Origin of the sequence: Natronococcus sp. A-GB1 (assembly GCF_029688845.1) — an archaeon.
GTDB lineage: Archaea > Halobacteriota > Halobacteria > Halobacteriales > Natrialbaceae > Natronococcus.
The window spans coordinates 164,294-185,097 of record NZ_JARUKW010000008.1; the positions used below are offsets into that span (position 1 = coordinate 164,294).

Sequence of the window (20,804 nt, forward strand, 5' to 3'; positions counted from 1 at the left end):
TTTCGTCCAGAGTTATTTCATATAACTCCGATTGGCTAATTTTATATAGCAAGCGTATTGTTGTTACAGAAGAGAAAATGGCAGATGGAAATCCATCCGCTCGGTCGGCGTCACCACGAGGTACAGTCACGCGACGGTCCCTGCTGCTCGGGGTAGCGGCGGCGACGGTAGGCGGCGGCCTCGTCGGCACGCGGTCGGGACGCGCTGCCGAATCAGCGGCGATCGCCGAGGAGACGCGAACGCTGCGTTCGGGAACGAAGTACGAAACGCCGGCGTACGTCCGCGATGCGCCGGACGACGGCGAAACCGTGGTCGTCCTCGGCGGCGTCCACGGCAGCGAGATCGCCGGCGTCGACGCCGCCCACAGCGTTCGTGAGTGGACGTTCGACCGCGGCACGCTCGTCGTGATTCCGGAAGCCAACGCCCCCGCGGTCAGAGACAAAACCTACAGCGGCCCCGACGGCGACCTCAACCAGCAGTTCCCGTCGGGTCGCTCGCCGACGACGCCGATCGCCGAGGCGATCTGGTCGTTCATCACCGAGATGGAGCCGGCGGCCGTGATCGACATGCACAGCTCGATGGGGATCTGGGGCTCCTCGCGCGGCCCCAGCGGGTTCGGCCAGGCGATCTTCCCCACCGAGGCCGGCAACGCCCGGCGGGTCGCCGCCCGCGCGAACGACTCGCTCAACGAGCGCGAGATTCGGCCCTCGAGCCGGTACGACGGCGCCTACGAGTTTACCCGCGGGAACACGCTCGACGGCTCCCACCCGCGACTGATCCACAAGGTCTCGGCCGACCTCGGGGCGGCGGGCTACCTGACGGAGGTCACGCGCCACGACACCGCCCTCGAGACGCGAACCGAGTGGTCCGAGGCGGTCGCCGCGACGCTGCTCGCACACCACGGGATCGACGTCGTACGCGAGTGAGTGCGAGCCGCGGTTTGCTTGCGGGTTCACGGCGACCCAACCTGCTTTGGAGGAATCGTTTTTATCGTGTCGGCGGTAGAGTGTGCTGGCGGAATACCGCCTCCCCACCCCTACCCGGGTCGTCGCCGCGCTGCCGGCCACCCCACTCGGCACCGCGGCGCGACCACCACCCCACCCTTTCAGAACGTTGCGCTCGTAGCGGCGGCGTTTTTGAGTGACTCACGAACGGTTTTCTCTCACCCCCGAGGCCGGCGTGGCGCTCTTGTGGCCGACGATCCCTAGCGTAGCGGCTCGTCCACGTTGTCCCACTCGCGTTTGAGCCGGCGGAGTTCGGCGATTTCGCCGGCGTACCCCGGCAGGATCACGCCCCGCTCGCACCACAGCTTCCAGGCCAGCAGGAGCTCCGGATCGTCCGCGGCCGCCAGCCGATCGGCCAGATCTCGGTCCGGGGTCATTGGCACGTCTAGGAACGCCCCGAACTAGTGTCCTTCGCCGTTTCAGGGCTCGAGACTGTCCGTTGCGGGTTGCTTTTGTCGGTCACTCGGTGGGCTCGAGGACCGCCATCGACACGTTCGGGTCGGCCGTGGGACGAACCCGTCGTCGACTGTTATCGGATGACAGCGCCTTCGGCCACAATTACTATTCGAACTGCAGACAGTCAGATAATATGAGGGAACGACTTCGATGGGTGTTCCTGCTGATCGGGGTCGGCTACGGGCTGGTGGCGTTCGTCCTCGTTCGCGAGGTCGTTCGGGCGGTCGTCGATCCCCCCGTTTTCGTCCCGCAACTCTGGTTTATATGAAATACAGGAGAAAACCCACGGCTTTAGCCGTGGGATGAATCCGTCACTGCTGAACCAGACCACGCTACAGTGGCAGGCCGACTCCCCAGCGTTTAAGAATGTCAGCTCCACATATGAGATATGGAGGTGCGGCGTACCGTCCCCGTTGCACTCAACGTGGACAGCGACGCCGCCGCACTCCTCGAAGATACTGTAGACACGTTCCTCTGGTCGGCACAGTACGTCGTTGATCACGCTTTCCAAGGCGAGTACGTCACCACCAGCAAAACCACGCTCGACGACGAAACCTACGACGACGTACGGGAGAAAACAAACGGATTCAACGGCGGGTTAGTGCAAGCCGCTCGGAACAAGGCTGCTGAAGCCTGCAAAAGTGTCGTCGGACGCTGGAAGAACGGCAAAAAAGCTTCGAAGCCGACGTTCACCAGCCCACACGTCGTCTACGACCACCGCACCGCCACATTCCACGACGACTACGTAAGCCTCGCCACCACAGACGGTCGCATCGAAGCCGACTACGTACTGCCCGACGAGGATAGTGACACGCCGCACTCGGAGTACCTGTTTTCAGACGAATACGAAGTCACGGGTGCGGAACTACACTACCACGACAACTGGGTGGTTCACGTCCACTGCAAGAAGGAGGTGGGGTCTGACATGTCGGAACAGGTAACCACCGAGAACGGAACGGTTCTCGGGGTTGACCTCGGTGTGAACAACCTCGCCGTCACATCGACGGGCACGTTCTGGACGGGCGACGAGTTCGACCACTGGCGGCGCGAGTACGAGAAACGTCGTGGCTCACTCCAACAGTGCGGAACACGCTGGGCACACGAGAATATCCAGTCAGTCGGAGGGAAAGAGGAAGGTCGGTTCAAGCTACTGCTTCACCGCATCAGCAACAAAATCGTCGCTGAAGCCCGTGAGAACGAGTGTACGGTCATCGCGTTCGAGGACTTGACCGACATCCGTGAGCGAACTGGCGCGTCGTGGGGACACAGGTGGGCGTTCAACCGTCTGTATGAGTATGTCGAGTACAAGCCGAGGAACACGGCATCACAGTCACGCAGGTTGACCCTGAGAACACGTCACGGCGTTGCTCGCACTGCGGGTTCACGCACCCTGATAACCGTGAGAGCGAGGAGTTCGAGTGTCTGAAGTGTGGGTATGAGAATCACGCGGATTACAACGCCGCGAAGAACATCGGCTTGCGGTATCTCCGTCGCAACCAAACTGGCGGCGACGGAGGCGCACCCTTGGGCGTGCGCTTGAACAGCGGGACGGTGACCGTGAACGGAGGCTATTCTCCTGCCGAGGAATCGGCCAGAATGGGAGTCCACGCTGAATCCCACCGCTTTAGCGGTGGGTAGCTCAAGGGCATCGTCGTCAACCTCCTCGGACTGCTGCTCGTCCTGTTGCTCATCGGTGGGACAAACCGACTGCTCATCAAGCGCCTCGACCTCCACAAGATGGGGTAGCGGTCGAAGCAGCCGCTCCTCACACGGCGCGCTCGGCGATCGGGACCGTCTCGAGTCGGGCCCGAAACCGCCGACGAACGTTCGACCCGGCGCGTGGTCTGTCGATTGTGCGGATCGGCAGAACTCGCCCGCAAGCCGCCCACTTATGCAACTGTGCGCTAGTATCCGGGTGTCCGAGCGACCGAATGGTCGCTTTGGACCACCACCACCACCTACCGTGACGGAGGGCGATTCGCCCTCTTTCGGGTAGACCAGTTTGGATCTCGACGGACGAGCCGTGCGGTCGGACGATTCCTGCACGGATGGTTCGATACTCGGGTCGCGGAGCGATCGCCTCGAGTTCGGTTCGGCTCCCTTTGTCCGTGCTCCGGCGACCGATTAGCAGTCGTCTTCGGCCGCGATCCCAACCTCGTAGTCGGGGTTCGGGACCGCGGGCGCCTCGGCGGGAAGCGGACCGAAACAGTCGGGTGTCTCGCGCGGGTCGGCCGCCTGCTCGTAGGCGTAGGCCGCCCCGATGAGCGTCGGCTCGTCGAACTCGAAGCCCAGCATTTCCACGCCGACCGGAAGCCGTTCGTCCTCGGTGTAGCCGGCGGGAACCGCGATCGCCGGGAGCTGCGAATTCGCGCTCAGCGAGCAGTTCGAACCGGGCTGGCTCTCGCCGATCTCGGCGGGCGGGTGCGACAGCGTCGGGTAGGCCAGCACGTCGACGCCTCGCTCGAGCATCAGTCCCTCGACCGCATCGCGGAGTTCGATCTTCCCCGCTACCGAGCGGGTGTACTCGTCGGTCTCGCGGACGTCCGGATCGTCCTCCTCGTCCGACGTCCGGAGGGAGTCGGCCTTCCCACAGGAGTACAGGTCCGACTCGACGATCTCCGCGAGCGTCTCGTACTCGTTGTCCACCCCCTCGAGGTAGGCGTCGAGATCCGCTTTGAAGACCGAGGGCTCGCTCGCGGCCTCCTGAAGGTCGTCGTAGTTCGGGATCGCCTCGATCTCGACGATTTCGGCGCCCTGTCGCTCCATCTCCTCGAGGGCCGATTCGACGACGGCCGTCACCTGTTCGGCCTCGGCTTCGGCCTGTGCAACGGAGTCCTCGTCCTCGTCGTTACACGAACAGTCCTGGTCCTCCTCGTCGATATCGGGTCCGAAGAAGTCCCTGAGGACGCCGATACACAGCCCGTCCAGTGCGTCCTCGTCGAGGTAGTCGGTGTAGCTGTCGCCGGCGATCCGATCGCTGTTCGCGGGGATCTCGTTTGCACCCCGGGAGGTGGGCGGGTCCGCGGGGTCGTAGCCAACCATGGCGTCGAGCATCACCGCCATATCCGTGACCGTTCGCGCCATCGGCCCCGCGGTGTCGCGCTCGAGGCTCAACGGGATGATCCCGTCCCGGCTGATCAACCCGATCGTCGGGCGGAGGCCCGCGAGGCTCCCGAACGCCGACGGGTTACGGGTCGAGCCACAGGTGTCGGTCCCGGTTCCCAGGACGGCCAAATTCGCCGCGAGCGCCGCCCCGGTTCCGGCACTCGACCCGCTCGGATTGCGGCCGAGAGCGTAGGGATTCCGGGTCTGTCCGCCCAGCGAGCTGTCGGCAGTGATGCCTCGAGCGAACTCGTCCAGGTTTGCCTTCGCGACGACGACACAGCCCGCCTCGCGGAGCTGCCGGACGATGAACGCGTCGTCCTCGGGCTGGGAGTGTTCCATCGAGAGCGAGCCGTTCGTCGTCGGCACATCGCCGGTGTCGTTGTTGTCCTTCAGGATCAGGGGAACGCCGTGGAGCGGCCCGACCGGTCCCGACTCCGCGTACGCCTCGTCGAGTTCGGCGGCTCGCTCCATCGCGTGCTCGTTGACCGAAATGATCGAGTTGATCGCCTCGTCGTACACCTCGATCCGCTCGAGGTAGCCCTCGACGATATCGCGGGCCGTGGCCTCGCCGCTCTCGATCGCGTCGTGGACGTCCGCGACGGTCGCTTCGACCAGATCGAACCCATCGTCGCCCGTACTCGCGGTGGCGGACGACGCCCCGACGCCGACGAGTCCCGCGGCGCCGATCCCCTTCATCACGGTCCGTCTGTCCATCCGTCCGAACAGCGACTCCGTTCCGTCGTTCGTCCCTCGAGTTCCGTTCTTCTCTCTTCTCTCGCTTTCCTTCGACATTTGCAACCGTCGAGTAGGATAAGTTGTACAAATAACTTCCCAGAAAGGTATGAATATCTGCCTGTTCGATTTTACTTCGCTAGAAGAGCCTTAGCTATTCCAGAACCTAAACCTACCCTCTACGTCGCCCTACACATCTTACAGAGGCTTTCAGTAAGATCCGTCGGCTATTGGGCTCGAGAACTCGGCTTTCGGTTTCGGTTCCTCGTTGCTCGCTCGAGGGCGAGTCGTGGCGTCACCGATCGGCCTCCGAGTCGGATCACTCATCGGGATGATAACGCCGTATTTACTAGTTAGGTAAGTTATATATTATCCAAAAGTCAGACTGTACAAGAAAATAATCGTAGTACTGGACCGCCTTATCGAGAACATATAGAATTTCGTGATCAAGTAGAGTTATGATAATTGAGTGCTAACGGTTGCCTATGCAGCTCTACTGGCCCCGACCGACCGCACCCGGCGTTCCCAACGACTGCTACCAGTGCGGTGCGACGATCGACGGCGACACACGCACCGGCGTCTGGCTCGAGCGCGAGCAGTGGCAGGGCCCGAACCGCCACGAACTCACCTGCCTCGATTGCTGTCCCGAGGAGTCAAACGAGGCCGCCGTTGGCGACGACGCGGTCGAAGAGATCGACCAGCCGCTGTATCCCTAAATCGGGACGATAGTCCTTCTAGCTCGCGCAGGATGGTCCGACACCGACCACTGCAACGATGATGCCGCGCGGACCGAATTACCGATCGGATATCCGGAGTTCCGACAAGTGCAACCGTCGCGTTCTGGTTTCAGGATCGGCCATGTGGCTAGCCGCTGTAGGGACGATGTTGATAGTCGGCCTCGAGTCCACTCACCGCGGCGCCCGACGGGACTTTTCGTCCCGAGTATGGGTCCCGATGTCTCCCGAACGAGCGATCGTCGCGAACTGAAATCGGCAGAGAAACCCATCGCTTCTGCACTATCATAGCGTATTACTTATTACGACTCCGTCAGCTATTTATCGCCAGTGCAAAAACGTTTACGCGACTTGACTATCAGCGGAGCCGGCACATACAGTGCGACAAATCATGACCGACCAACCAATAACTCGGAGTTACGAGTACCTCTCATGAAACGACCCTCCATCCGACCGACAAGACGAGCCTCCCGCTCGAGGGGGGATATATGACCGAGTACCAGTACGAAGATCCCGTCCAGTCACCCGCCAGCGTCTGCGTCGTCGGCCTCGGCTACGTCGGCCTCCCACTGGCCGCAGCGCTCGACGCGGCGGGCAACAGCGTCACGGGATTCGACGTCGACCCCGAGAAGGTCGACACCCTCGAGTCCGGGACCGACCCCACCGGCGACGTCGGCGACGCGGCGATCGCCGACGGTGAGATCGAGTTCACGACGAACAGCGCGGACATCGCGAACGCGGAGTTCGTCATCGTTGCGGTGCCGACCCCCGTCGACGACAACGAGAAGCCGAACCTCGGGATCGTCGAGGGCGCCGCCAGGACGGTCGGCGAGAACATGACCGAAGGAACCACTGTTGTCCTCGAGTCGACGGTGTACCCGGGTGCGACCCGGGAGGTGTTCGTCACGGCCCTCGAGGAGGCCTCGGGCATGACCGCCGGCGAGGAGTTCGGTGTGGGGTACTCGCCCGAACGCATGGTGCCGGGCGACACCGAACACGGCCTCGCAAACGTCGTCAAGATCGTCAGTGGTCTCACCGACGAGACTCGCGATGACCTGGTCGAGCTGTACGGCTCGGTGGTCGACGCGGGGCTTCACGAGGCACCCTCGATCGAGACTGCCGAGGCCGCAAAGTGCGTCGAGAACACCCAGCGCGACCTGAACATCGCCCTGATGAACGAGCTCGCGATGCTCTGTGACGAGCTCGGGCTCGACACCGAGGCGGTTCTCGATGCCGCGGGCACGAAGTGGAACTTCCACGAGTACGAGCCGGGACTGGTCGGCGGTCACTGTATTCCCGTCGACCCCTTCTATCTGCTGTACGAAAGCGAGCGTCAGGGATTCGACCCCGAACTCATTCGAACGGGTCGGGAAGTCAACGAGTCGGTGTCGGACCACATCGCGGAGCTGACGATCCGAGCGCTCAACGAGGGCGGGAAGGTGCTCAGGAACAGCCGCGTCCTCGTGGCCGGGCTGGCGTACAAACCGGACGTCGAGGACATCCGTACCTCGAAGATCGGCCAGGTGATCGAGGAACTGCAGAGCTACGGCATCGAGGTCGTCGGCTACGATCCCCACGCCGCCGACGACGCCATGCGCGACGAGTTCGGCATTGAGGTTCAGTCGGCGCTGTCGGTCGCCGACTTCGACGCGCTCGTCCTCGGTACCCCTCACAGCGAGTTCCGCGACCTGCCCCTCGCCACCCTCGCGGCTGACATGGCCGACGACCCCGTCCTCGTGGACATCGACGGTCTGTTCGACAAGGACGCGGCCGGCGACTTCGTCTACCGCTCGCTTTGACGATCGTTGCACGGCTTCGGTCGCGCCAGTTCTCGCCGATGCGAACGTTTCCATCTCGAGATAGTTCACCAATCGGTGTTGGTTAGTAAAACACTCGCTTGTTGAGAAGTGAACCTTTCGCATAAGAAATACGTTGTTTCGAGCTGACTTTCCGTTCTCGAGCCACCCGAGTACTATTTCTGGATACTCGAGCGTCAGCTGTTGACAATACCCTGTTACTGGGATCTCCGGATACAACGCGGGCGACGGTTTCGCGCGGTAGTACCGGGTTAACGTCTCCGGTCGGTGTCAGGTTTCAGTCCGGAAGCTTATTGCGGCTCGGGTCTCTGAGTCGGTATCAAGAGGGACTCGAGATGCACGATTCCGTCTCCCGATCACAACCGCGATCGAGTCCCCGCGGCTCGAATCGACACTCGGTTCGATCCCGCGGCGTAACCTCGGCTTTCGGCGCCGGTTCGGTCGGCGTCGAACCGAGGGTTCGCGTCGCCGCGGGCGCCTCTCGAGGCGCGGTTCGGCCCGATACCCACACCTAGTACGCATCTATGTACCGAGAACACACCGTCGGCGTCGTTATTCCAGCATACAACGAGGAAGGGTTCATCGGTGACGTTATCCACGAGATGCCCCAGTACGTCGATCGAATCTTCGTTATCGACGACTGCTCGACCGACGACACCTGGAGCGAGATCCTCGAGGCCGCCCGGCAGGACGCCGACCGCGATGTCGAGGACGACCCGGCTCGAGCGACCGACTCGGCGAGCGACAGGCTCCACAGCGACGGCGGCCGGTCGCTGCTGACCGAGCGCGCGACCGTTCACGAACCCGTCGGTCGGGTCGTTCCTGTCGAACACCGGGAGAACCTCGGGGCAGGCGGGGCGATCAAGACGGGCTACCTGGCCGCACACACGGACGGCGCCGACATCACCGTTACCGTCGACGGCGACGGCCAGATGGACCTCTCGCAGATGACGCGGCTGCTGGACCCGATCGTCGAGGACGAGGCCGACTACGCGAAGGGGAATCGATTACTGAACGCGGAGTACCGCGCGGAGATGCCGCAGTTTCGGCTCGTCGGGAACTGGATGCTGACGGTGTTGACGAAGATCGCCAGCGGGTACTGGAAGACGATGGACCCCCAGAACGGGTATACCGCAATCTCGCTCGAGGCGCTGGAGGCCGTCTCGCTCGAGGAGGTCGCCGAGTACTACGGCTACTGTAACGATCTGCTGATCAAACTCAACATCGAAGGGATGCGCGTCGCCGACGTCGCGATGCCCGCCGTCTACGGCGAGGAGGAATCGAGCATCGAGTACTCGGAGTACATCCCGAAGGTTTCGTCGATGCTGCTTCGAGGCTTCCTCGGACGGTTGCAGACGAAGTACCTGATCCGGGACTTCCACCCCCTCGCGCTGTTTTACTACCTGGGCGCCGGCAGCGTCGGCCTCGGGCTGCTGGCGGGGCTGCGCTCGCTGTACGCGCGGGCGACGGACGCTGAGTCCGGCGGCGCCCTCGAGAGTTTCCAGGTCGTGCTCATGGGCTGTTTCTCGCTGCTGTCCGCGATGGTACTCGACCTGCGCGAGAACGAGGAGCTAGAAACCCAACTCGAGGAGTGAGTCCGGGCATCGCTCGAGAAGTGATCAGGGGATCCGTTCGGACGTGTTTTCGGTATCGGCGTGGCCGGGGCTGCGATTCGCAGCTGGGAACTCAATCGTATCGGTAGGTATCCGTAGGGAAGCCCGCGGCCGGAGCAATACACCGTCGTCCGGCTCCGAAAGAGAGCCCACCGCTTCGAAATAATCCTAGCGTTTCCTACGGTTCCCGGATCGCTACAGAAGCGTCGCTTTCCGGCCCCTTACCGGCTTTCTTTATCGAGGGGTCCCCTCCCGGACCGACGCCAGTCGCTCGTTTCAACCCGAGTAATAAGCGGCGATAGATAGTGGTACTCCGGCCGAGTAGTACAACGTAGGATGCCAAGTAGTACACGGGACCCGGAGATCGTCCGTATCTCGCAGAAAGGACAGGCGACGATTCCGAAATCGTTGCGCGAGAAGTACGGAATCGACACACCCGGAGCGGTGTTCATCTACGAGGAAGACGAACGCATCGTCGTCGAGCCCGTCCCGTCGCTTGAGGAACTGAACGGAATCCACTCATCCGACGACCGCGAACCGGGTGACGTGATCGAAGACGTCCGGGAGATAAAACGCGAGGAACGCCGGCGCGAGCAAGAGCTCGCCGACCGCCTCCGGCCCGAGGACGCCGACGACGAATGACCGAGCGGTACGTCTTCGACACCGAGGCGATCATCGCGTATCTCTACGACGAGCCGGGCGGAGACGTCGTTGCCGAGTACCTTACCGACGTCCGGAACGGTGCTACAGACGGGCTGCTGGCCGAAACGAACGCGGCCGAAGTGTTGTCTCTCGTCGCTCGGTTCGAAGGGATCGACGACAAACCGACCGCGGACTCGCTTCGGACCGCCGACCGCGATCTCCGTGCGCTCGAGCGATGGAGGACTCCGGCTCGAGTCCGCCGACTGGCGGGTCGCCGCCGAGGTGAAAGCGGACGGCCACATTTCGCTGGCGGACGCCCACGCGGTGGCGCTCGCCGCCGAGACGGACGCCACTCTCGTCGTCGGCGCCGACGACGACTTCGACGAACTGCCGGTCGGCGTCGACGTCACCCGGTTCCGCGACGAGGGCGTCTAGATGCGTTCGGAATCGATACCGTCATTTCCGGTATAGTCACCGTCGGTCGTCCAGTCTGACGAGCGCACGTCAGCCAATCTCGGCATTTACTTTTCCTGTTTTCGACGTCGACTGCCAGTCATTCGTCTCGCACTCGATGAATACGACTGGGCCGCCAAACGCGACACCGTCCAGGTCTACCGAACAGGCCTTCGGTCGAGTCCTCGACGCGATGGTTACGCCCTCGAGCAATGGGTGTCGACCTGGCGCGACCGCGACGGCGTGTCCGCTGGCCATCCGTAGCACAGTCAAAACTGCTGCCTCGAGCGGCTACATCAGTTCGATCCGTTTTCGAGACTCCGCGATCAGCTCCGCTTCGGTCAGTTCGCCGTCTGCGTACTCGCGCAGTGTGTCACCGTCGAGCCTGGCGGTAGCGAGTTTCGCACCGGACGTGTGTGCGAGCGTGGCCTTGAACGTCTCGATCTGGCCGAAGAACCCCTCGGCGTCCTCGATTCCCTCCTCGAGGGCGGACGGGAGTTCGTCGAGCGGTGTCTAACATATTTCCACTACCTTGGATATATATTCTAGTAGACCGTAGGCACAGCTATGCCGGGTGACAGCCGACAATCGATGACCCGTGGGGAGCGTGTTCGTGCTGCAGCGCGAACACTGCGTACACCTCGCACTGCCCAGTGGGTTGCTGACGAAACGGACGTCTCGGTGAAAACCGCACAGAAGTACCTCGAGCAACTCGTGGAGGACGACGTTCTCCGAAAAGTCAAACAGGGAGGCCAGACGCTCTACGGCATCGATCAGCTCATGGCAACCTATCGTGAGGTGGCGACGCTCCAGCGGGAGCACGATCGAGAAGAGCTCACGGCTGCGCTCGAGTCGATGCGAACGCAAATCGCGGAGTGGAAAACCTCGTACGACGTCGAGACGCCGGGGGAACTTCGGGCAAGCATCGGCGACCTCGAAGACACCGACGAGATGGAAGACCGCCGCGAGATCGCCGGCGAATGGGAACATCTCGCCGACAGATTGCCAGTCGTCCGCGCCGCGCTCAACGAATACGACTGGGCCACCAAACGTGATACCCTCTCGGCGTGACGAATGGGGCTTTCAGGAACGATCGATAGTGCGGTCTACGAGGGACTCAGGGACGTCTTGCAGCGGTATCCAGTCGTGGCGACTGTCGCGTATCAACCGGACAGTATCGTCAAAAAGTCCCTCCGGGCACGGATTGATCCCGCCCGTGTCGTCCCACCAACTGGTCCGGAGCAACCTCGGGTGGACGTCGAATGGCGGTTCGGTCGGAACGAGCAGTTCTACCGGATCCACTACGCCGACCCGAACACGGGGTTCAACTGTGGCTGGCACCGCGATGAGGACCATCCTGAGCTAGGACCAGTCCACTTCCAATACGAGATTCCGGGAACCGATCAGAGTCAGCACGAACCTGCGAGCTTCGAGAAGGATGCCCCCACAGAAATACTCTGGAGTGCTCTCGATCGCTTGTTCGAAACACAAATTATTGAGCTGATGAGTGAGAGGTAATACGAACAGCGAGACCAACGGGATCTATCCTCCCTCCGTAGTTAGTTACCCAACATCGGCTACACCGTCTTCCGAACGGTAGTGAGGTCGGGTCCTTCCTCGTTGACGGTCGCGCCCTCGAGCGGTGGGACGGTGGCCTAGTGCGACCGCGACGGCGTCCGCTGGCCGTCCGTAGCGCAGTCAAAACTGCTGCCTCGAGCGGCTACGTCAGTTCGATCTGTTCGCGAGATTCCGCGATCAGCTCCGCTTCGGTCAGTTCGCCGTCTGCGTACTCGCGCAGCGTGTCGCCCTCGAGCCGGGCGGTGGCGATTTTCGCTCCGGACGTGTGTGCGAGCGTGGCCTTGACCGTCTCGATCTGGCCGAAGAACCCCTCGGCGTCCTCGATCCCCTCCTCGAGGGCGGACGGGAGTTCGTCGAGATCGTTGCGGAGCCGCGCCAGATTCTTCGTTGTCGCCGCGAGCACGACCGTCAACGTTCGACCGCGGCGTCGGAACTCCTCGATGGAGACGACCGCGCCGCTCTCGAGTTTGACCTCCTCAGGGACGAAGTCGGGAACGCCGTTCGGGCCGCCCTGTCCCCGGCCCTGACCGGGATGGTCGTCGTTTCGGTTGCCCTGCCCGCCGCTGTTTCCGGGATTGTTGTCGGCCGCGCCACGTCCTGCGCTGGTCTCCGACTGGAGATCGCCGACACAGCCGGCAACGAGCGTCGTGAGCGCACCAGTACCACCGAGAAGGACTTTTCGTCTGTCCATGTCTGAAAATAATCCTCATCCACCCATTAATGCATTTCTACATCCACATCATTTAGTGATATAAAGTATAAGATGACGTGAATTTATTCAGATAATAGAGAGATGATCGATCCCGTGTGAGAACGGGAGCCTTCTACTGGCTCGAGAGCGCGGTTCGGGTATGGACGAGACGACGCGACGGACGGCCGTCCTCAGTATCGGCAGCGCCCTGTTGCTCAGTGGCTGTTCGGACGCCGTCGATTCCGACGACGGGGACGGGGTAAACGGGACCGAGGGTGACGACGGGAACGAGGCGGACGACGGGAACGACGCGTCGGGGGAGGAGCCGGAAGGCAACGAGAGCGATAGCGATGAGGATGTCGGCGAGACCGAGGACGTCGGCGACGACGGGGACACTGTCGAGGCGGACGCCGACGACAAGGATGAGACGACCGAAGACGATCGGATGTCGACCGACGAGTTCGTCACAGAGGTCGCGGCGGTCTACGACGGCGAGGTGGCTGCCTACGACGAGGACGAGACACACGGAAGCTTGACGCTCGTCGGCGACGCCGACGCCTCACAACTCGAGCTCGCGCGGGACGTACAGGACCTGCTGGCGGTCTACAGCTCCTACGTGGAACGCGGCGACGCGCCCACCGAGCAGCTCGAGGGCGCGGTCGAAGCCGACGACGGTCAGGCGATCGGTAACGTCACGGTCCGGACCGAGTGGGTCGAGGCGTACAACCGCGGCGACATCTCCGAGGGAGAGCTGCGCGACCGCGTCCTCGGGACGGTCGAACCCTGAGTCGGATACCGAACTCACCCCCCGGAAACGGTAGGGTCAATTATCGATCCCGTGAACGGGCCGTGTGAGCATCCCTACACGAACACTCCCGAGCGGCGACGAACTGCCCGCACTCGGCCTGGGCACGTACGGTCTCGACGACGAACAGACGGCCACCAGCGTTCGTACGGCGCTCGAGGCTGGCTACACCCACATCGACACCGCCGAGGGGTACCACAACGAGGCCGTCATCGGCGACGTGCTCGCGGAGTACGACCGCGAGGACGTGTTTCTCCCGTCGAAGGTCCTCCCGAAGAACCTCGACTACGAGTCGCTGATCCGGGCGTGTGAGGCGTCGCTGGAGCGACTCGGGACCGAGTACCTCGATCTCTACCTTATCCACTGGCCCAACCCCGCGATCTCGCTCCGGGAGTCGCTGCAGGCGATGGCCCGACTCCACGATCGCGGGCTCGTTCGCAACGTGGGGGTCTCGAACTTCAGCGCGTATCAGCTGAGCTGTGCCCACCACATCACGGACGTTCCGATCGCGGTCAACCAGATCGAGTTCCATCCCTGGTTCCAGCGGCCCGACCTCGTCGACTACTGCCAGGAATCAGACACCGTGATCGAGGCGGCGGCGCCGTTCGGGCGGACGGACGTGTTCGACGACGAGGTCGTCCGCGAGCTCGCCGAGACGTACGAGAAGAGCCCCGCCCAGGTGACGCTTCGGTGGCTGCTCGACCGGGGCATGGTCGCGCTGCCGCGATCGGCGACCCCCGAGCACGTGCGGGCCAACGCCGATCTCGACTGGGCGCTGGACGAGGCCGACCGCCGACGGCTGGACGGGCGCGATCGCGACCGACCGGTGTACGACACCCCGACGCGCGACTGGACGCGCGAGGTGTACGGGATCGAGCGCTGAGGCGGGTCGCCGTCGCTGCATGTCGTCAGCGAGGACAGCCGGCTACCGTTCCCGAGCGAGAAACGAGGTCGATTTGGAAAACGAAATTGACGTCGAGCTTAGTCGTCGGCTGGCGGCGGGTTGATGGCGACGACGGCCTCACCGGCGATCACCGTGTTCTCGGCCTCGTCGACCGCGGTCGTCTCGAGGCGGTACCGGTTCTCGCCGAGCGCCTCGACGATCTCGCAGGTGGCGGTCACCGTCTGGCCGATCTCGACCGGGTCGCGGAACTCCAGCTCCTGGGAGAGGTAGATCACGACGCCGGGGAACTGGGCCAGCGCCGCCGAGATCGTGCCGGCGACCAGCCCGCCGTGGGCGATCCGGCCGTCGAACATCGTCCCCGCAGCGTACCCCTCCTCGAGGTGTAGGGGGTTCAGATCGCCGCTCGCGTCGGCGAACGACGAGACGTCGTCGTCGGTGATCGGTTTGGCGAAGCGAACGACGTCCCCTACACCGAGTTCGTCGTAGCGCTCGACGGATCGCTCGAGCGTCCAGTCGTCGGCAGTGCTCTCCGATACGCTCTCGACGGGGTCGGCGGCCGGTGAACTACTCATCTCGGCCGAAATCGGGGCCGCCGACACTTGAGGGACCGGCCTTCTATGGCGTATGCTATCGAGAGACGCGCCCGAGCACTGTCGGCCGCGAGGCGATCCTCGAGCAGTCGTGAGGACGGCGTTCACCGCGGCGTCCTCGAGTTCGGACAGGCGTAGAAGAGCGGGAGCTCGATTCGCCGTTGCCGTGAGACGGCTCTGGGCGGCATGCGCGTTCGGGTTGGCGCGCCTGATCCCGAACTGCAGTTCGCCGCCACGAAGCTGGTATCGGGGTCAAACTCCGATACTGCTGTCGACGCCGATTCCCGTGTGGGGCTGAGCATCGGGCCGTCAATCCGCCGGAGGACGTACGCCCGGCTCGGGCCTACTCACGGGGTGGCCTTTGCTTGAGTAAACGGATGCTCTCCTGAAAGCAACATATAACTCTTCTCTTTTTTTCGATGATTGAATCAGTTACGTACAGATAACATTATTCGTCCGGTACCCTGAACGGTCTCGGCTTCGAGACCGAGCGAGACACCATGAGTGACACACCACGCCGGACGTTGCTGAAACGGATCGGAATCGCCGGGCTGACGACCGCCGCGCTCGGGACGGGTGCGGCGGCCGGACGCGGCCCGAACCATAATACGCCGAACACGCCTGACCAGGCGAACGCGCGGGTACGCGGCCGTACGGATCTGCTCGGACACGAACTGCCCGAAGGCGAGAAGCCCCGCTATACGTTCGGCACCACCAGCCCCGACGGGATGTGGGGCGGGGTCAGCAGCTTCCCCAGCAGCCACTTCTCGACCGGGAGCGACAGTAACGTCGTCGCGACGCTGTACGACCTCTCGGACCTCGAGAACCCGACGGTCGCCCACGAGCTCGAGTGGCCGGTCGAGAACCACCGGTCGAACCATATGCGGTTCGACGGCACCCGCGACGGACTCTACTACGTCACCCACGAGATGGACGAGGGCGCAGAGGAGCCGCTGGGGATGTCGGTGGTCGACTTCGGCTGGGGCGAGGGCACTCCGGAGGAGCCCGAGGTGCTGGCGACGCTCGAGACGCCCAACACCGGCTCGCACACCAACGCCGAGCATCCCGAGGACACAGTGGTCTACATGATCGACAAGGCCGACAGCGAGCCGGGCGTGATTCCCGTCGACGTCAGCGAGCCGGGCGATCCGGAGCAGACGGGTCCGTTCGGCCCCGACGGCTTCTGTCACGCCCTCGAGGTTGACCCGATCCGGGAGATCCTCCACTGTGCGTACATCGGCGGCGACTTCGTGGGCTACGTCATCCTCGACATCTCCGAGGACCCGCTGCATCCCGAAGAGATCGGCCGGTTCGACTACGACGACCACCCCGACTACACCGAGGTCGGCGAGCCGGGGTTCGAGGACTGCCACCAGGCCCACTTCGATCCCAACCGGGACATCGCGATCGTCGGCGACGAGCTGTTCGGGGAGCTGCCCGGTGGGAAACACGTTTTCGACATCGGCTGGGGCGAGGGATCGCTCGAGGACCCACAGCCGATCAGCCACTTCTACTCGCCCGACGCCCGCGAGCAGGACGTCGGCGTCTGGACGACCCACTTCCACGACATCCTGCAGGACGGCGACGAGACGCTGCTGGTCGACGGCGGCTACTCGCAGGGCTTTTGGGTCGCCAACATCACCGACCCCGAAAACCCCGTGGCGACCGAGCGCTTCGCGACCGACCTCGAACTGGACCGAGCCGACACGCGCCACTCGCCGGGAACGGCCCCCTACAACTGGTCGGCGGTGTGGAACGACGAACGGGAGTTCGCCTTCTCGAGTGATACCCTCACCGGCGCGTACACGTTCTCGGTCGACGCCCGCCCCGCCCGCGGGGAGGACGGCGGCGGTCCGGACTCGCACTACGACCTTGAGGCGATCCTCGAGCGATACAGCTGAGCCGTCCAGCCCTCTTTTCGATCGGTACTGACGGCCGCGAGTTCGGCATCTCTGCTTGGAGCTTGCGTCGTTGTACCGGAGCGGTGTTCACTCGAGTGTATCTTCGGTCAGTTTAGTGCTCTCGACCGTGCTGGTGATCGTTGGGATAGCCAGTTTGATTTCACCGTCAGTGCAGAACGAGAGGTAATTGGCTGGTGTCAACTGCCCCGCCCACGGTGGGGCGGGGAATCGGCCTTGGTTTTCTTTTGAACGAGCGAGTTAGTTGGCAGAAGTAGAGCCCGTGGGCGTTGTATTCCGGCCACGCTTTGTGAGCGGCAACGGCGAGGATGCGATCTTCGCAGCCGTTTCCGAGATTTTTCTCATAGAGGAAGCGAACGAGGCCTCGAAGAAGGACCGCCTCTCGTTCGATAGAGGCCTCGAGGGCTGTTCGGCGCTACCGTGATTGCGTGCCAAGGTTGCTCTGCGGCATCGACACGCTGATCGAGCTTCGTTGGGCGGCTATGATCCGTCGTGAGGACGACGAGGTACTATAGTAACAACTGAAACGGTTTGCACACCGATCGCACAGCCATCGTGCGATCGGGTGCGCACTGACTTTCAGTGGCTACTATAGGTATCGCTTGCCTCGTGCCGGAGGTCAATCGGATTCAGACCTGCCCGATACTGCCGGGGACGATTCTGATCCCACACGATCACGCTTCTATTGATTGCGTTCGGAACTAAGCTACAACAACCTGCGTTTAGCTCTCAAAAGGGCTATTTTACCTCTTCAAAAAGAAATTGGGGGTTGGTCAGTCAGTTGACCGCTCGCCACGAGGTTCACCGACGCTTGCGACTAATTCGCCGTCAACATAGCGGCGCTGCTCGCCTCCGATCGCGTTGCAAAGCACCGTATGGCCCATCGTGGAGACGGCGTGATCGGCCATGCCGAACTGATGGAGATATTCCTGGTTTGCTGGGGGGAGAACGGAGGCAATAACGTAGATCGTGCAGTCACCGACGGCCAGCGTCCCAAGCCCAACTCCGGATAGGTCCTCGGCTTCGTCGTCTCCAAACGTACCGATAGTAGTCCCACCGGCAGCTTCGAAGGCCTCTTCATCGACTGCATAGACGGGTTGGTCGTCTTCGTCCGGAGTGTATCCGACCTGTGGTGCCTTCCAGAGTTCGTGCTGGATGTCACGGACTCCCTCGAGAAGCGGGTGGTCAAGATCGCGGTTATAGACATTGACGAAGGTGAGACCGAACGAGTCGATATCGCCCTCACTGATGTCTGCCGCGTCTCCGACATCGAGTGCAGCCAGCAAGCGCACACCAGCGTCGGTAAGCACCAGGTCTCCGCCCGACTCTACGAACGCTTCGACCGCACGAACGTACGATGGATCTTCACAGGCCATATCCCCAGAAACGACCAGTGTGCCGTACTGCCGATCTTTGCCGTCGAGAAGCTCCCTAGAGCGTACCTCGTCGACTGTTAGTCCGTCTATCTCATCATCCGCAACGAACTCATCGAGTTCTGCGAAGAACTCCATCGGATTGGCCGAGTACTCTCGCTGGTAGAAACCCATGATCTCTTCGGGATCGAGGTGTTCGTCATCGCTGTCGATGATGACGACTTCGACGGTGACCTCTCCGTCGCCGTCGAACTTTATCACCCAGGTCCCCTCCGGAGGGTCAGAAATGTAGAACTCAGTGTTGCCGCTGTGGCAACACTCCGAGTGGCCCAGCTCATCGGTGTCGAGTTTCCGGACGACGTCTCCATCCGGATTCACGATTTCTACGACCCCGTCTGCGTCGTCAGCGGGCTCGACGTGCACCGAGAGACACCGGGTCTGTGGGTGTACGGTCTCTTCGATACGGCCGTCAAAGCCGGGCAGGACTTCGGCTTGCTCTCGCGTGATTTCGACCGGCGTTTCGTGACCGGGGCCCGCTTCGTGGCCCGGACTCTCATCGGTGTGAGTGAGGTCCGCCGACGATCGTGTAAGCTCGTCGGACGCGACGTAGGCCACATCCTGGCCGCCGGTGTCAAGCGTTGCGTCGACATCTGCAGCGGTCAGTTCGGCGAACACCTCCATCTGGATGCGATAGGCCGTCTCGAGGTGGCGATGCATGTACGGGTACCACTCCTCGCCACCGCCAGCGAAGACCATTTCTGGGACGACGGCAATAGCGTCGAGTCCGCCGTCTTCACGCGGTTGTCCTGCCCAGTCGAGCAGTCCACCGGAAATGTTGTACCCCAGCGTGTCGTCGACAGTTCCGTAGTCGAACAGATTCTGTAGCTCTTGGTCGGGTTCGTCGAACCAGTCCTCTAAGGCGCGCTCGACGTCGGCCTCGAATCCATCACGCGCACCCAGTTCGGCCTCCATGCGTTCGCCGATTCGAACGTTACCCTCTTCGAGAAGGTGGACCCCCCGGTGATCTCGTTGTGCGTTGGCTTCGAGATTCCAGACGAAGTCGAACTCCTCTCGCGTTCCCATCTGGTGGTAATCGACGAGATACCGGACGTTTTCGTACTGGCGCAGGAACTCGACCGTCGCGATCGCGTCGGGAACGATATCGTAGTACTCTTCGGGTGCATCCGCAGGTTCGCCGGGGTAGTTGTTCGGATCGACCCACCCGATCGTGGGGTACTGGCGATTCGTGTCGTTACTCGAGGCGTTCCCTCGAGTGAACTCGAGATACTCCGGATCGACCAATTCCGGAAGCCGGCTGAAGTAGCCATCCGGATTGACGAACAGGAACAGGATCGCGATCTCATCGAGCAAGTCCGTTTGATCGGCGTTGCCGGTTACGAGATCCTCGATGTACCGTGTTCCCGTTTCCTCACCGGCTCGCTCGCGTCCGTGAATATTGACCTCGTAGATCGCCTTTTCTTTCGCTTCGAACGACTCACGATCCTGAACGTCGTTGGTCACCTCGACGAGAAACACGTCTTGTGGATCGGTTTCATCACCAGTACGGACGTTCTCCCAGCCGGGACTTTGACCCACTTCACGAACGTTGAGTCGATCGGGATACTGCTCTTGGAGATACGAGAGCCCGGCATACGACTCCGCGTTGTTCATATAATCGCGAGCGTCCTCGACAGCCGGAAACACTCGGTCACTATACGTGTCATCTTCCGGCCAGTCATCGAGTTTCCAGAACGGATTGGCACCGATCGAATGATCGATGTGCTCGACACTGTCCGCGTCGACGACGTTCTCGAGGACAGTTTCGAGTTCCTGGGCAGTGAGGTAGGCGTGTGCCGCGGGAGTCGGTTCCTCGCGGACCACTGCTTTCGGGGGTGCGCTCTCCGTTTCGATGTCCCAGCCGGGCTCGCAGAACTCTCCTTCGAAGGCTGAGAGCGCGGTTGTATCTGTGAACTCGAGGACGAGATGGACCTCGTACTCTTCAGGAGTAGCATTGACAGCGAACTGCGCTTCGTCCGTCATGCTGTCGTGCGTTACGTCACCAGCAACGACACTCGGAAGTGCGAGTGCAGCGCCGGTCGCTGCTGCGACGCTGAGGAACGTTCGGCGGGTTACTCCCCCACCGGTGAAGGCATCCGGTTCGAGTTCTGTTGCCTCTTCGTAGGTGTATCGGTCCGACTCGTCGTACGATTCTCCCCGCTTGTTCTGTGACTTTCGGCTAGCCATGATGTATTACTCCCCATGTGCCTGGTATTGGCACACAAGAATTACGCCCACATGTTGCTATTTAGTCGCTGGCTTTCTATACGAAATTTCCGAGGTCTGAACCTTCAAGTAGCTATCAATCGTAGAAATTATTTCGTGTGTTCA

17 protein-coding genes and 2 pseudogenes are annotated in these 20,804 nt (G+C 62.2%); 14 read left to right on the plus strand and 5 right to left on the minus strand.

Annotated elements, in window-relative coordinates:
• Positions 1-77: 77 nt before the first annotated feature.
• Entirely contained in the window at positions 78-926 is an 849-nt protein-coding gene (locus QA600_RS11270) for a succinylglutamate desuccinylase/aspartoacylase family protein (protein ID WP_278292034.1), read from the plus strand.
• Between the two features lie 278 nt (positions 927-1,204).
• Here the strand turns inward: QA600_RS11270 and QA600_RS11275 are convergent, their stop codons facing one another.
• The gene (locus QA600_RS11275; RefSeq protein ID WP_278292035.1) at positions 1,205-1,381 is read right to left on the minus strand and encodes a hypothetical protein; all 177 of its coding nucleotides are present in this window, start codon (positions 1,379-1,381) and stop codon (positions 1,205-1,207) included.
• A gap of 212 nt (positions 1,382-1,593) precedes the next feature.
• On the opposite strand from QA600_RS11275, the gene QA600_RS11280 reads away from it, so the two are divergent.
• Both QA600_RS11280 and QA600_RS11285 read left to right on the plus strand, forming a co-directional pair.
• Positions 1,594-1,728, plus strand: a complete 135-nt coding sequence (locus QA600_RS11280; RefSeq protein WP_278292036.1) for a hypothetical protein — start codon at positions 1,594-1,596, stop codon at positions 1,726-1,728.
• A gap of 120 nt (positions 1,729-1,848) precedes the next feature.
• A pseudogene (locus QA600_RS11285) lies at positions 1,849-3,098 on the plus strand (transposase).
• 486 nt (positions 3,099-3,584) lie between these two features.
• Here the strand turns inward: QA600_RS11285 and QA600_RS11290 are convergent.
• The gene (locus QA600_RS11290; protein WP_278292037.1) at positions 3,585-5,357 is read right to left on the minus strand and encodes an amidase family protein; all 1,773 of its coding nucleotides are present in this window, start codon (positions 5,355-5,357) and stop codon (positions 3,585-3,587) included.
• Positions 5,358-5,782: 425 nt separating this feature from the next.
• Between QA600_RS11290 and QA600_RS11295 the strand changes: the two genes are divergently transcribed.
• From QA600_RS11295 to QA600_RS11325, 7 genes and pseudogenes are all read left to right on the plus strand, one after another.
• Positions 5,783-6,013: a hypothetical protein gene (locus QA600_RS11295; protein WP_278292038.1), complete on the plus strand. Its 231-nt coding sequence runs from the start codon at positions 5,783-5,785 to the stop codon at positions 6,011-6,013.
• Between the two features lie 506 nt (positions 6,014-6,519).
• Positions 6,520-7,830, plus strand: a complete 1,311-nt coding sequence (locus QA600_RS11300) for a nucleotide sugar dehydrogenase (protein ID WP_278292039.1) — start codon at positions 6,520-6,522, stop codon at positions 7,828-7,830.
• A 542-nt stretch (positions 7,831-8,372) separates the two neighbouring features.
• Entirely contained in the window at positions 8,373-9,443 is a 1,071-nt protein-coding gene (locus QA600_RS11305; RefSeq protein ID WP_278292040.1) for a glycosyltransferase family 2 protein, read from the plus strand.
• Positions 9,444-9,797: 354 nt separating this feature from the next.
• Entirely contained in the window at positions 9,798-10,103 is a 306-nt protein-coding gene (locus QA600_RS11310; protein ID WP_278292041.1) for an AbrB/MazE/SpoVT family DNA-binding domain-containing protein, read from the plus strand.
• Positions 10,100-10,538, plus strand: a pseudogene (locus QA600_RS11315) (PIN domain-containing protein). The gene QA600_RS11310 and the pseudogene QA600_RS11315 overlap by 4 nt, the downstream one beginning before the upstream one ends.
• A gap of 609 nt (positions 10,539-11,147) precedes the next feature.
• Positions 11,148-11,627, plus strand: a complete 480-nt coding sequence (locus QA600_RS11320) for a hypothetical protein (protein ID WP_345782023.1) — start codon at positions 11,148-11,150, stop codon at positions 11,625-11,627.
• Between the two features lie 3 nt (positions 11,628-11,630).
• A complete protein-coding gene (locus QA600_RS11325) occupies positions 11,631-12,074 on the plus strand; it encodes a hypothetical protein (protein WP_278292044.1) in 444 nt (147 codons plus the stop codon).
• A 202-nt stretch (positions 12,075-12,276) separates the two neighbouring features.
• Here QA600_RS11325 and QA600_RS11330 read toward each other — a convergent pair whose 3' ends face one another.
• Positions 12,277-12,825 (minus strand): hypothetical protein, encoded by a 549-nt coding sequence (locus QA600_RS11330; protein ID WP_278292045.1) that lies wholly within the window; start codon positions 12,823-12,825, stop codon positions 12,277-12,279.
• Between the two features lie 160 nt (positions 12,826-12,985).
• Between QA600_RS11330 and QA600_RS11335 the strand changes: the two genes are divergently transcribed.
• Together QA600_RS11335 and QA600_RS11340 are read left to right on the plus strand one after the other, a co-directional pair.
• Entirely contained in the window at positions 12,986-13,612 is a 627-nt protein-coding gene (locus QA600_RS11335) for a hypothetical protein (protein ID WP_278292046.1), read from the plus strand.
• Between the two features lie 64 nt (positions 13,613-13,676).
• Positions 13,677-14,513, plus strand: a complete 837-nt coding sequence (locus QA600_RS11340; protein WP_278292047.1) for an aldo/keto reductase — start codon at positions 13,677-13,679, stop codon at positions 14,511-14,513.
• Between the two features lie 98 nt (positions 14,514-14,611).
• Here QA600_RS11340 and QA600_RS11345 read toward each other — a convergent pair whose 3' ends face one another.
• Positions 14,612-15,106 carry a MaoC family dehydratase gene (locus tag QA600_RS11345; protein WP_278292048.1) on the minus strand — a complete coding sequence of 165 codons (495 nt, stop codon included), beginning with the start codon at positions 15,104-15,106 and terminating at the stop codon, positions 14,612-14,614.
• Between the two features lie 518 nt (positions 15,107-15,624).
• Here QA600_RS11345 and QA600_RS11350 point away from each other — a divergent pair.
• Positions 15,625-17,025, plus strand: coding sequence for a regulatory P domain-containing protein (locus tag QA600_RS11350; protein WP_278292049.1), 1,401 nt, complete (start codon positions 15,625-15,627; stop codon positions 17,023-17,025).
• A 262-nt stretch (positions 17,026-17,287) separates the two neighbouring features.
• A complete protein-coding gene (locus QA600_RS11355; protein WP_278292050.1) occupies positions 17,288-17,467 on the plus strand; it encodes a hypothetical protein in 180 nt (59 codons plus the stop codon).
• 349 nt (positions 17,468-17,816) lie between these two features.
• Here the strand turns inward: QA600_RS11355 and QA600_RS11360 are convergent, their stop codons facing one another.
• The gene (locus QA600_RS11360) at positions 17,817-20,660 is read right to left on the minus strand and encodes a M14 family zinc carboxypeptidase (RefSeq protein ID WP_345782024.1); all 2,844 of its coding nucleotides are present in this window, start codon (positions 20,658-20,660) and stop codon (positions 17,817-17,819) included.
• Positions 20,661-20,804 lie beyond the last annotated feature (144 nt).